This is a genomic window from Streptomyces sp. NPDC021356, from assembly GCF_040641015.1.
Classification (GTDB): domain Bacteria; phylum Actinomycetota; class Actinomycetes; order Streptomycetales; family Streptomycetaceae; genus Streptomyces.
This window is the reverse complement of record NZ_JBFACU010000031.1, coordinates 93,248-105,585: the sequence shown is the minus strand read 5'-3', so window position 1 is coordinate 105,585 and position 12,338 is coordinate 93,248. Positions and strand designations below refer to the sequence as shown.

The following is a 12,338-nucleotide window of genomic DNA, read 5'->3' as shown; positions in this document are numbered from 1 at the left end:
CGTCGACGCGCTGAGGATGGCCGCCGGCCGAGGCGGGCTGAAGGAGGACTGCATCGCGCACTCGGATCGCGGTTCGGAATACACCTCACGCGAATATCCCACTCTCATAAGGGAGTTGGGTCCTCGGCAGAGCATGGGCAGAACGGGCTCATGTTACGACAACGCCGCAGCTGAGAGCTTTTTCGGGCTGTTGAAAGCGGAGATCGGTACCACGATCTGGGCATCCCGCGAGGCGGCTCGCGCCGATGTCTTTCGCTTCATCGAGGTCGAGTACAACCGCACCCGCCTGCGGAAGCATCCCGTCTACGGATACGTCACCCCGATCGAAACCAGGGCCCTGACAGCACAAGACCTCGCCCCCGCAGCGTAACCATCCGCTGTCCACGATCACGGGGGAACCTCACCTGTGCCCAGGTCACGACCCTGGCGAGCAGGTCATCGGCTTCCGCCGGGGTGCACTGGTGCTCCTGGAACACGGCCAGTCCCGTGGCGCTGTCCGCTCCCACGGTTATGGTCACGCGCGGCCCGGCCGTTTCTGGGCGGGCCAGGGCGTGGCGGCTGCTGAACTCGAACGGCGTCGCCACGCCCGCGTACGACTATAGGGCGAGCAGTACCAGGCGTCGGAACGCTTGCGTGTGCCGAACGGGGGTGCCGCTGCTGTACCAGGTGCTGCCGCACTCGGGCAGCAGAAACCGGGGCCGGGGATGCGGACGGCTTTCCAGCCTCCCCCCGTCTCGCCCCCGGCCTCGATCGTCGCCCACCGGCGTGTGCCTGCCACCAGGCCCTCGTCCGGCACGCGGCCCCGCGGTAGCGGCTGGCTCGCCCTGCACCCGTCCGGCAGACGCGTCCCGCACTGCCGGCATCGAAGGGCATTTCTGCTTGGAGGCCGGGTGATGGCGGAGGGGTGGGTCCGGGGATGCGGCCGCCCGCGGTGGCCGGCTGCCGAGGGGCGGGGCCGGGGCCCGGAGCGGCCAGAACAATGCGATGGCCACGAACCGGTGTACAGAACCGATACACAGAATGAACGCGAGAGGAGAAACACCTTCCATGAGAGTCATGGGGCAGTCGATACTGTGGGGGGGCGCAAGGCCCCGCCGGATGCCCCGCCTTGCCACGCACCCGGTGTCAGCACGAGCCCGGAAAGGACACCGGTGGGTAGTAACACTGCTTTCGGCAACCGTACGAGGCAGCCGGCTGTTCCACGGCCCCGGCCCCTCATACGCGGCGCGGAGAATCTGGCGGGGGCGCCGGACCGCCACAGCATCGGACCGATGATGGGGTCCATACAGGCGCTCGCCGGCAACAAGGCCGCGTCCGCCGTCGTCCAGCGTCTCGCGGGGAACGACGAGACGGCGAAGCCCGCCGACGAGCAGGCCAAGCCGGAAGCGAAGAAGAAGTCCCGTACCGGGCTGAACATCCGGGAGCGGATCGCCAGCGCGCTGGAGCGGGCCAACAAACACCTCGACGTCCTCGACACCTTCGTCCTGCGCGGCATGGTCCCGGCCAACGCGGAGATGAACTGGAAGTCGTCCCAGAACGCCGACACGCACTTTTCGGAGCAGGCCGGCGCGTCCACCGCCGCGGCCGGTGCCGAGATGGGGCTCACCGACGGGGTCACGGCGGTCAACAACATCATCGACGCCACCAAGGCGTACAAGGAGTCCAAGGAGAACCCGACGGGTCCCTCTTCCCACGCCCCGCGCAAGAAGTACCCCTCCAAGATGCTCGACGCGATCCAGAACACGGCGACCGACGCCTCCGACTTCATCGGCGTCGCCAAGAACGCTCTGCACGCGGAGGGTCTCGTGACGGCGGCGAGTGTCGCCGAGGCCGGGAGCGGGATGGTCGGCGCCGTCGCGGGCGTCAAGAGCGTCCGTGCGGCGCGCCGGTTCGGGCTGACGACGCGCAAGTACCAGAACGTCAAGAAGATCGACGTGCCCGCGCCGCCGGTGCAGGAGCCCGAAATCAACCGGCTCCGTAAGGCGGAGGTGGACAGCCACTGGGCGCTCGCGCGGGCGTATGTCGCGCTGGAGCGTGCCCATGACGGCGACGACGAGGGCCTCGCGGACCGGCTGGGCGCCGCGCTGGACCAGACCAGTGCGGCCTTCACGAGCATCGAGAAGGCCGCCGACGACGTCAAGAAGGCACAGGACACCACCGCCCTCAACACCGCCCGGGACTACGCGCTGGCGAAGCAGCGCAACAAGCTCTGGAAGCAGGGGGTCGGCGCGGTCGGGGACGGCGTGAGGTCGGCCGGCGGCGCGGTGGCGATCGCAGCGGCTGCCACGGGGACGCTGGCGAGCAACCCGGTCGGCTGGGCGCTGGCCGCGACAGCGGCGGGGCTCCTGCTCTCGGTCACCGCGTACAAGGCCGGGCGCGCCGGCAAGAAGCGTTACGACGGCGCCCGCCACCCCGAGCGCTGGGCCCCGCCCACGGAGGAGGGCGAGCAGACGACAGCCGAGCCCGCCTCCCGCCAGGACGCCCTCAAGGAAGCGCTGAAGTTCTGGAAGAAGGCCGAACACAGCAAGCGCGACGCCATGGCGCGCACCCTCTACGACCTCGCCGCGGGCCCCGAAGTCCCGGCCGGCAAGGGCACCTCGCCCGAACTGCGCACCTCGGCCCGGGAACTGCTCGTCGCGCTGAAGTCGGGCCCCGGGAACCTGCACATGACGGAGGAGGCGTGGGCGGCGTCCCTGAACGACCCCGCCGACGCCGAGAAGTGGCACAAGGAGATCGCCAACCAGCTGGCTTCTAGCTGAGGTTGGCCGGATGCCCGGCTGTCCGGGTGTCCGCCCGGTTGCCCCGCTGACGGTCTCCGGCGAGAGGCACCGCCCCAGCGGCGCCTCTCGCCGACCCCGGGGCGCGGACCGAAAATCCGGAGGGAGCCGGGCGGCATTCGGGTCCGTAAACGAAGGGTGCTCAGCTTGTCACTTAGAGCTTGTCTCACGTGGTTTGAGGCTGATGCGGCATGATGCCGTGTCATGGGTGTAGGTCTGTCGCAGCGGTTGGTTCCTGACGAACTCTGGACGCTCGTCGCACCGTTGCTACCTTCGTTTGCTTCCCGTCCGCAGGGCGGAGGCACGGCCCCGGTTGATGAGCGAGCGGTGTTCACGGCCTTGGTGTATGTGCTGACCAGCGGCTGTGCCTGGCGGCACCTGCCGGAGACGTTCGGTGTCTCGCCGGCGACCGCGCACCGGCGGTTCTCCGCATGGACCCGGGACGGGCTGTGGCGGCGGCTGCACCGTGCCGTCCTGGATGAACTCGGAGCCCGCGGCGAGGTGGACTGGACCTCGGTGATCGTGGATGCCGCCTCCGTCCGTGCGAAAAAGGGGGATCGCTGACCGGGCGCAATCCGGTCGGCCGGGGCAAGAAGGGCAGCAAGCTGCACATCCTGTCCGACGCGCAGGGCTTACCGCTCGCGCTCGGCGTCTTTGGCGCGAACGTCCACGACAGCCAGGCGCTGCTGCCGCTGGTCCTGGGCATACCCGCCGTCCGTTCCCGGCGCGGCCCCCGCAGACGCCGTCCCGGCAGGCTCCGCGCCGACAAGGCGTACCACTCCGCCGAGAGGCTGAAGTGGCTGCGCGAGCGGCGCATCGTCCCGCGCATCGCCCGACCCGGCATCGAGTCCGGCGAGCGCCTCGGCCGGCACCGCTGGAAGATCGAGCGGTCCATCTCGTAGCTGTTCGGCTACCGCCGCCTGACCGTCCGGTACGAGCGAAAGGGCAGTCACTTCCTGGCCTTCCTCGGACTCGCGGCAGCTCTGACCTGCTACAAGAAGCTCGCCAAACCCACCACGTGAGACAAGCTCTTATGGTCCGGCGTCGAACATGGCTCGAACTTCGTCTCTGAATGGGTCGGCGGCTTGGAGACCGTGACCGTGTTCGCGACGTACGCCTCGGTGAGGCTCGGAATCATCCAGCGCGCTACACCCCGCGGCTGGTGGCGAGCATGAACCAGGGCTCCCCCGTCTTCGGTCCCGTCGCATACAAGCTGAAGCTGTCGGACGCGATCCGCGTGGGGTGGGTGGCCCCGTATCAGGTGCTGTGCCTGGACATCCGGGACCCCGGCCTGTGGGCGGCGTTCCAGGCCGGGGACGTGGCCTCGGACGCGGTACGCGGAGCGCGGCTGTCCGCGATCACGGCGGGGTTGATGCGGGCCGCGTCAGCGGAACGCTACCGGCGGCTATTGCCTTTCCACTCCCGGGTGGGAGAGGCTGAGGCTATCCCGCACTATTCCCAGCGTAGCGCTGCGATTGGCCGAGGACGACCCCGAGGAATCGGCCTCCCAGATGCGGGCCGTGGCGGTCATGCACACCCGTCCCGCCCGCAGAGCGGGTATGGGCTGACTGGCATTACGGCGAGCGCCCACGCTCACCGGCGGAAGGTGCTCCATGAATTCGCCACCGATTTCCTCGGTGGTGATGAATTCACGAGTCGTGATGTGCCCGCCAAATTGCGGGTGCCTTCCTCAGTCCGTGTACTCGGTGAAGGAGCCGACACCGCCGAGTGTGACTCGGTTCTTTTCGCGGACGCCTGGGGGCTCCATGGTGGACATCGTGCAAATGGTCGGGCGCGGGCGCCGATCGGCGCCCGCCCGGTCTGAGCTGCCGTGCCGCACGTATCCGGTCCCGCTGACCCTCGGGCCGACAAGCTGTCCGGAGGGGCGCGGAAGGGGACCGCCCCGTTCGCGCCCACGCCCCACCACCTCACCGAGCCGTCCATCCGCCACTCGTGGCCGCCGGACGCGACGGGTAAAGGGACACGCCACCGCGACACCCCCACCCGCAACCGCCGGGGCGCCCCGGACGGACTGACCTCGATGATGTCCGCACCGCGGTACATCCCGTCCGAGGCGAAGAGTAAGGGGCAGATCGCGGTCCCTCTGTCCCCGGACCGCCGGTGTGCGGGACGCCACCACGTTTCTTGAACGCTAGATCCAGATACGCTATGATGAAGTCATGGCGAGAACCCGGGAATTCGACACCGAGGCGGCGGTCAGCCGCGCCATGAACCTGTTCTGGGTGCGCGGCTACGAGGCGACTTCGGTACGTGACCTGACCCAGGAACTGGGCATCGGACAGGGCTCCTTGTACGCCGCGTTCGGCGACAAGGAGGGCCTGTACCGGGCGGCCCTGGAGCATTACCGCACCACCCTCGCGGCGGACGCCCTGCGCAGCCTGAAGGAGGGGGCCGACACCCGGTCGGCCATTCGCGGGATGCTGCTCGACCGGATCCGACTCGGGGCGGAAAGCGGCGGCCGGGGCTGCCTTGCCGTCAACGCCGCCTGTGAGCGTCTGCCGCAGGACCCGTCGGTCAGACGCGTCGTGCGGGACATGCAGGACGCCGGCCGCGACGCGCTCGCCGAGGTGCTGCGGGTCGCGGTGGAGCGGGGCGAGATCGCGGCGCGACAGGACCCGTACACCCTGGCGAGATTCCTCGTCACGTTCCTCAACGGACTCCTGGTCTCCTCCAAGATCACCCCGGATGTCCGCACTCTCGAACCCCTCGTGGAGGTCGCCCTGGCCGCCCTCGGCTGATTTTTTCACGTCCGCAAACTGTATCGTCCGATCCACAAAAAGGCAGGGCTGGCAAGACTTGGAGTCCTACGACGCCTCTCCCCGGCAATCACCGAAAGAACGCACACCGTTCCACGGCCTGCCCGGACAACCCCGGGGCCGCCGGGCCCCTTTCCGCCCGATGACTCTCGTCGGGTCTCCGCAGACCACTGCTCTCCACACCCATCGCGATCTGCAACCGAAAGGCAGGCGAACATGATCCTCGATCACCAGGGAACGCCCGTCCGTACGGGTCGAGCCGCCGTCAACGGCACGAGTCTGCACTACCGCACAGCCGGGTCAGGCCCCGCGGTGGTGCTCCTGCACGGTGTGCCCAAGACCAGCTACCACTGGCGCCACCTCGTCCCGACACTGACTCCGCGCTACACCGTCGTCGTGCCCGACCTCCGCGGTCTGGGCGACTCCGCCCGACCGTCGGACGGCTACGACTGCGCGACGATGAGCGACGACATCGCCGCCCTGATGGCCCACCTCGGGCACGAGACGTACGCCGTGGTCGGTGAGGACTGGGGAGCGGTGATCGGCTACCAACTCGCCGCCCGCCACCGCGACCACGTCACCGCCCTCGTGTTCGCCGAGGCTCTGTTCCCCGGCTTCGGTTTCGAGGACCACACTGCTCTCACCCCCGAGAACGTCTCCAGCGGCATGCACCTGTGGCACCTGGGCTTCTACTTCCAGCCCGACGTTCCCGAGATGCTGATCACCGGGCACGAGCGCGAACTCATCACCTACATGATCAAGAACGAGCGCAGCCACCCCGACACCGCCACCCCCGACGCGATCGACGAATACGTGCGCTGCTACTCCATGCCCGGCGGCATCCGCGCGATGCTCTCCATCTACCGGGCGATGCTCGTCGACGCCGAACAGAACCGGCAGGCCGCACAGAAGAAGCTGGACATCCCGGTCCTGGCGCTCGGCGGATCCGCGTTCATCGGCGACCGCAACGAGTCCCAGATGCGGCTCATGGCCCACGATGTCACCGGACACGTCTTCGACGCGGGCCACGACCTGGCGGAGGAAGTACCCGACGAGATGGCCGAGGTCGTCCTTCCGTTCCTGGCCGCGCATCTGTGACCCGGCTGCCGGGCTGAAGCGGCCCGCTGGCCACGGGCCTGCTGGCACGGCGGGCCGGCCAGTCCTGCGCCGCCGGAAGGCCCGTGGCTCAGGACGCCCAGGTCGATGTACGCACAGTCTTCGCGGGCGCACAAGGCCGGTCCACGGTGGGTGCTTCCGGCCGGGGGTGCAGAGGGTGTCGTGACAGTTCGCCGCCGGACTTGCCGCACATCGGCGATCCGGCCTGCATATCGGTACAGACAGGTGTCCCGGATATGCCAGGTGCGCGGCGGCCGTCCCGCCCCTTGGCCTCAGGGGCTCTCTCGGGGCGTCGTCGGCCTGTGGCGCTTTCGGAGCAGGCCGCCCGGCGCCGGGAACTCATAGGACGCTCGGCCGGGTCGGTTGCCCTGGCGACGGGGAACCGCTGCCGCGGCTGCGAACCCCCTGCGGGGTCCATGCTCCTGGCTAGGGTGTGGCTGTGATCGATGACTGGAATACCGACAGAGTGCGTCGCTTCCGCGCCGAGGCGGCGTCCCGTGGTCTGCCGTCGGAGGAGGTCGAGGAGTGGATACGGGCCGCTGTGCCGGGCACGTTCTTCACCCAGGGCGGTGACGGTCCGCTCGCGGTGCGGATGGGTGGTGATCCGGTATTGCCGGAAGGCGTCCCGGATCCCTGTCACCTCCTGATCGCCCGCGCCGATTGCGCGCTGATACCTCAGGGCGCCACCGGACTCCCCCTGCCGTCAGCCGGCCACCTGCTGTTCTTCGCCGACATGGAGCTGGGCCTGCATGGCCCGATGAGTGACGCGGTGTGCCATGTCCCCGCCGGGACACCGGCGGCCGCCCGGCGTGTGGACACCGGGTACGGGCCGTTCGAGTCGCAGGACATGCGCACGATGTGGCACCACTTGTCCCCGCCGATGCCGGAGAGCTTCGCGGAGGCCAGGTGGGACGCCCCCGACGACGAGGAGTACGAACTCGCCGAGGAGCTGCAGAGCGCCTGGACACACGTGGGGGGCTCCTGGCCGACCTGGACGTTCGCACTCGGCGCCCACCCTGTCGTCCTCAACGACGACCCTCTTCTCCTCGCCAGGGACGACGACTCGGAGACCGGCGACGCCGCGGCGGACACCGACGACTGGGTCCTGCTGGCCACCTGGCGTGGCGGTGAACAGATCCGCGAGCTGGACTCGTACGTCGTCAGCTGGATGATCCGCCGCCAGGACCTGGCGTTGCTGCGCTTCGACCGCGTGTACGTCCACGTCGACAGGGCATGACGCCCGGCCTTGCCCATGGGGTGGTGCGCCCCGCGGGGAACACGGTATTTCGTCAGCGCGGGCGGTGACCGCCAGTTGGTGCTTCGGTGTTTCGGTGCTTCGTCAAGCCGTTCTCGCCGCGGCACGCGGAGGCCTGTTCACTCGCGAGGCGCAAGATCCTCTCGTTCCTGAGCGACAACAGGCTCGGCAACCAGGGTCCGTCTTCGGAGATCATTAGGTGGTGGATCATGGTGTGGTGATACGTCGTCACGAACTCACCGACGTGAAGGGTGAGTTGCTCGCTGCGCGCCTCGCTGGGTCTTGGCGCGGGCGTGGAGTCGTCCTCGGCATTCAGTTGACGCGACCGGTGATCCCTGACGTTCTGCATGCGTGGCTGACTTGTTTCGACGAGAGGCGGTCCGGCAGGCCGTCACAGCCAGGACTGCCTCACGCGCGGGCGGCTCGCGGCGCATAGCTGAGGAGTGGGGGGAGAATGCGCGCAGTGGGGGTGTCGGGCTCGACCGTGTAGATGGCCAGCTTTTGGTCGGGGCACTGGGGAAGTGCCGCCGCTTCGACGCCGAACTCGAGCGGGCCGCCTACCGGGTGCGCGATGCGCTTGGTGACGGATGTGCGGTCGGTGACACCCTGGTCGTCCCACCACCGGTCGACATGGGGTTCTCGGACACGCAGGTCTTCGATGAGCGCGGCGAGTGCACGGTCGTGCGGGTATCGGCCGCTCTCGTAGCGCAGCGCTCCTACGGCGGCGCGGGCGTAGTCGGCCCAGTCGACGATGCGCGCGCGGGCGGCCTCGGCCAGCAGGAGCCACCGCACGAAAGAGGATCCCGGTTTGAACGCCGTCCCCAGGACCTCGACGAGCAGCGCGTTGGTGGCCAGTACTTCCGAGCGGCGTCCCAGCAGGAGTGGCGGCAGGTGCTTCAGGGCCGTCATCACGCGCAGGAGTCCTGGCTCCGGTTGTTTAGGTCTGGCTGGATCTCTTCGACCGTCTCGCCGTTCGCGCGGCGGCGGAGCACGGCGTGCGGCATGTCGTCGGTGACGACCGGCGGCCGGCTGTCTTTTGCCGGTTCGGCAAGAGGAGTGGCATCACCGACGAGGGCGCAGCACTGTGTGCCGGATGAACACGGAAGAGATGCCGGAGGAGTTCGATGTCGTTGTCGTCGGCGGTGGAACCGCAGGTCTGTCGGGTGCGCTGACCCTGGCCCGGGCCAGGCGTTCGGTGTTGGTACTCGATTCCGGGCAACCACGCAATGCCCCCGCAGACGCGGCCCACGGCCTGTTGTCGCGCGACGGGGTGTCGCCACGGGATCTGCTGCGCACCGGTCGTATCGAAGTCGCCCTCTACGGAGGCACGCTGCTCCAGGAAGGCGCGACGTCGGCCCGCCGGACGGAGGGCGGGTTCGTCGTGGGCACGCAGAGCGGCCGCACCTTTCGTGCCCGCCGTCTGCTGGTGACGACGGGCCTGGTGGACGAGCTGCCGGAGGTGCCGGGTCTCTGGGCGCGGTGGGGGCGCGACGTGCTGCACTGCCCGTACTGCCACGGCTGGGAAGTGCGCGACAGGACGATCGGGGTGCTGGGCACCAGCGCCGCATCGGTGCACCAGGCGCTGCTGTTCCGCCAGTGGTCACCGCGTGTCACGCTTTTCCTTCACTCCGGCCCCGAGCCGAGCGAGGAGCAGTGGGAGCGCCTCGCGGCACGCGGCATCGAGGTCGTGCAGGGTGAGGTGTCCGGCCTGGATGTCACGGACGACGCCCTGAGCGGTGTCCGGTTGGCCTCGGGCCTGCGGGTCCCCGTGGACGCGCTGGTGGTGGCGCCACGGTTCGTGGCGCGCGGCGAGATCCTGTCCGGCCTGGGAGTCGACCCGGTGGAGCACCCCATGGGTGTGGGCACCTGTGTTCCCTCCGAGCCGGGCGGTGCGACCAAGGCTCCCGGGGTGTATGTGGCGGGCAACGTCACCGATTTGATGGGCGGTCTGCCCGCGGCGCAGGCGTCCGGTGTGGCGGCGGCTGCGGCGATCAACGCCGACCTGGTGAACGCCGACGCCGACGCGGCAGTGGCTCGCCGCCGGTCCGCCCAGGTTTTCAGCGCGGCCGATGAGGCACTCGTGTGCGAGCAGGTCCTGGGCGATCGCCGGCACGGCCTGGATTCGATGCTGCCCCCCGAATCCGGCCGGTGACGGGAGGGCATACGCCCGGGCGCGAGGGCGTCAGGGGGTGGGGCGGGCTCGCAGGTGGGCGCGTTCGCCCTGCTTGCCGAAGATGACCAGCAGCTCCACCGGCTGGTCGTTGTCGGGGCCCAGCCAGTGCGGGACGTGGGTATCGAATTCCGCGACTTCCCCCGGCGCCATGACCAGGATGCGGTCGCCGAGGTGAAGGCGGAACCTGCCGTTGAGGACGTAGATCCATTCATAGCCCTCGTGCGTCCGGAGCTCGGGCTCGCCGGCGGTGGGGCTCATGACGAGTTTGTGCGCGTGCAGGCCGCCCGGCCTGCGGGTCAGCGGCACGTACGTCATGCCGTCGCGCGTGACGGGGCGCAGATGAAGGCGGGGATCGCCCGTCTCCGGAGCGCCGACGAGCTCGTCGAGCGGGACGTTGTAGGCCCGGGCCAGGGGCAGCAGGAGTTCCAGGTTGGGTTTGCGGCCTCCGCCCTCCAGGCGGGAGAGAGTGCTTTCCGAGATCCCCGTGAGTTCGGCCAGCGCGGCCAGCGTGATGGCGTGCCGGCGGCGCAGGTCCCGCAGCCGGGGTCCGACGCCGGCCAGCACGTTCTTGAATTCGTCCATGCGTCGAATCTTGCTGAACCGGCATGACGGATTGCAACTGTTCGGGGCCTGGGCGCACTCTCCTGGCGACGTGAGCCACGCACCCGTAGCTCACACCGAGGCAATCCCGCCCCTCATCGCTCAGGAGAGCTGCCGATGTCTACTCCCGCTCGCACCGCCGGGAAGGTCCCGGATGCGGATGTGCCGGATCCGCGCCGGTGGATGGCGCTGATCGTCGCGTCGGTCGCCACCCTCATGGTCGTGCTGGATGTGTCCATCGTGAACATCGCGCTGCCGCAGGCGCAGAGCGACCTCGCGATGGGCGACGCGAACCGCCAGTGGATGATCACCGCCTACGCACTCGCCTTCGGAGGACTGCTGCTCCTCGGCGGGCGCATCGCCGACTTCGCCGGGCGCAAGCGCATCCTCGTCATCGGCCTGCTGGGTTTCGCAGCAGCCTCCATGCTCGGCGGTCTGGCGCCCGACCCGGGCACTCTGTTCACCGCACGCGCCCTGCAGGGTGCTTTCGCCGCGCTCCTGGCACCCGCGGCGCTCTCCCTCATCACCGTTGCCTTCACCGACCCCAATGAACGCGCCAAGGCATTCGGGATCTTCGGCGCGTTCCAGGGCGGCGGAGGAGCCGTCGGGCTCCTCCTGGGCGGCGTCCTCACCGAGTACGCGGGTTGGCGCTGGTGCATGTACGTCAACGTCCCCATCGCCCTGACCGTCGCTCTCGCCACCCGGCCCTTCGTCCGGGAGAGCCGCGCCGCCGGAAACCGGCACTACGACCTTCCCGGCACTTTGCTGGTGACCGGTGGACTGGTCGCCCTTGTCTACGGCTTCACCCAGGCCGCCGACGGCGGAGGCTGGACAGCTCCCGCCACCGTGATCCTCCTGGCGGCCGCCGTCCTGCTGCTGACCGCGTTCGTGCTCGTGGAACGCCGCACCGCCCACCCCCTGCTGCCGCTGCGGGTAGTCATGGAACGCAACCGTGCCGGAGTGTTCCTGGCCAACCTCCTCATCGGCGCCGGCATGTTCGGCATGAACCTCTTCATGACGTACTTCCTCCAGGTCAACCTCCACTACACCCCGCTGCAGGCCGGCATCGCCTTCTTGCCCTTCAGCGCCGGGATCATCGCCACCACCACACTCGGTGCACCCCTCGTCACCCGCTTCGGCCTCAAGCCCCTGATGGTCGCCGGCACCGCCCTGGCCACCGCAGGGCTGCTGTGGCTCACCCGCCTGGACAGCGTCTCCGGCTACACCGGGGAGGTCCTGCCGACCCAGATCCTCGTGAGTGTGGGCGTGGGCCTGTTCTTCCTGGCAGGCCCCAACGTCGCGCTGTCCGGCGTCGATCCGCGCGACGCCGGAGTGGCCAGCGCCGCGCTCACCACCAGCCAGCAGATCGGCGCGGCCCTCGGCCCGGCACTCCTCAATACCCTCTACCTCGCCGCCGTCACCGGCTACCTCGACCCCCGCACCCCGGCCGGCGGCGAAGCATCCCGCGCCCTGCAGCTTCAGGGCTTCCTGCACGGCTACCGCATCGCGTTCATCGTCGCCGGTGCCCTCCTGGCCGCAGCCGTCCTCGCCCTGGCCGTCCTGGTGAAAACATCCAAGACCCCCGCAGACGCACAGCCCACCGCCCCCGTGCCCACCCACTGACCGGAAAGGCGCACCCC

9 protein-coding genes and 1 pseudogene are annotated in these 12,338 nt (G+C 69.3%); 8 read left to right on the top strand and 2 right to left on the bottom strand.

Going from position 1 to position 12,338, the window contains the following annotated elements; all coding sequences use genetic code 11:
* The 6 genes and pseudogenes from AB0G56_RS32330 to AB0G56_RS32305 all read left to right on the top strand — a co-directional run.
* The coding region (locus AB0G56_RS32330; protein WP_360976456.1) for an integrase core domain-containing protein at positions 1–370 on the top strand (370 nt) is incomplete at its 5' end.
* Positions 371–1,271: 901 nt separating this feature from the next.
* Entirely contained in the window at positions 1,272–2,759 is a 1,488-nt protein-coding gene (locus tag AB0G56_RS32325) for a hypothetical protein (protein ID WP_360976453.1), read from the top strand.
* Positions 2,760–2,981: 222 nt separating this feature from the next.
* Positions 2,982–3,799 (top strand): annotated as a pseudogene (locus AB0G56_RS32320) (IS5 family transposase).
* A gap of 1,158 nt (positions 3,800–4,957) precedes the next feature.
* A complete protein-coding gene (locus AB0G56_RS32315) occupies positions 4,958–5,536 on the top strand; it encodes a TetR/AcrR family transcriptional regulator (RefSeq protein ID WP_360976450.1) in 579 nt (192 codons plus the stop codon).
* 234 nt (positions 5,537–5,770) lie between these two features.
* Positions 5,771–6,652 carry an alpha/beta fold hydrolase gene (locus AB0G56_RS32310; RefSeq protein ID WP_360976447.1) on the top strand — a complete coding sequence of 294 codons (882 nt, stop codon included), beginning with the start codon at positions 5,771–5,773 and terminating at the stop codon, positions 6,650–6,652.
* A gap of 457 nt (positions 6,653–7,109) precedes the next feature.
* The gene (locus AB0G56_RS32305; protein ID WP_360976445.1) at positions 7,110–7,907 is read left to right on the top strand and encodes a DUF1963 domain-containing protein; all 798 of its coding nucleotides are present in this window, start codon (positions 7,110–7,112) and stop codon (positions 7,905–7,907) included.
* Positions 7,908–8,333: 426 nt separating this feature from the next.
* Here AB0G56_RS32305 and AB0G56_RS32300 read toward each other — a convergent pair whose 3' ends face one another.
* Positions 8,334–8,843 (bottom strand): hypothetical protein, encoded by a 510-nt coding sequence (locus AB0G56_RS32300; protein ID WP_360976468.1) that lies wholly within the window; start codon positions 8,841–8,843, stop codon positions 8,334–8,336.
* A gap of 175 nt (positions 8,844–9,018) precedes the next feature.
* On the opposite strand from AB0G56_RS32300, the gene AB0G56_RS32295 reads away from it, so the two are divergent.
* Positions 9,019–10,077, top strand: coding sequence for an NAD(P)/FAD-dependent oxidoreductase (locus AB0G56_RS32295; RefSeq protein WP_360976442.1), 1,059 nt, complete (start codon positions 9,019–9,021; stop codon positions 10,075–10,077).
* Positions 10,078–10,107: 30 nt separating this feature from the next.
* Here the strand turns inward: AB0G56_RS32295 and AB0G56_RS32290 are convergent, their stop codons facing one another.
* On the bottom strand, positions 10,108–10,680 hold the full coding sequence (locus tag AB0G56_RS32290) for an XRE family transcriptional regulator (RefSeq protein WP_360976439.1): 573 nt from the start codon (positions 10,678–10,680) through the stop codon (positions 10,108–10,110).
* A gap of 135 nt (positions 10,681–10,815) precedes the next feature.
* Here AB0G56_RS32290 and AB0G56_RS32285 point away from each other — a divergent pair, with 135 nt between their 5' ends.
* On the top strand, positions 10,816–12,321 hold the full coding sequence (locus AB0G56_RS32285; RefSeq protein WP_360976436.1) for an MFS transporter: 1,506 nt from the start codon (positions 10,816–10,818) through the stop codon (positions 12,319–12,321).
* The last annotated feature ends 17 nt before the right edge of the window (positions 12,322–12,338 follow it).

What these genes read in the sequence shown, in the direction of transcription:
- AB0G56_RS32325 (WP_360976453.1), top strand. Translation starts at nt 1,272, where the DNA reads ATGATGGGGTCCATACAGGCGCTCGCCGGCAACAAGGCCGCGTCCGCC.
- AB0G56_RS32285 (WP_360976436.1), top strand. Translation starts at nt 10,816, where the DNA reads ATGTCTACTCCCGCTCGCACCGCCGGGAAGGTCCCGGATGCGGATGTG.
- AB0G56_RS32315 (WP_360976450.1), top strand. Translation starts at nt 4,958, where the DNA reads ATGGCGAGAACCCGGGAATTCGACACCGAGGCGGCGGTCAGCCGCGCC.
- AB0G56_RS32290 (WP_360976439.1), bottom strand. Translation starts at nt 10,680, where the DNA reads ATGGACGAATTCAAGAACGTGCTGGCCGGCGTCGGACCCCGGCTGCGG.
- AB0G56_RS32295 (WP_360976442.1), top strand. Translation starts at nt 9,019, where the DNA reads ATGAACACGGAAGAGATGCCGGAGGAGTTCGATGTCGTTGTCGTCGGC.
- AB0G56_RS32310 (WP_360976447.1), top strand. Translation starts at nt 5,771, where the DNA reads ATGATCCTCGATCACCAGGGAACGCCCGTCCGTACGGGTCGAGCCGCC.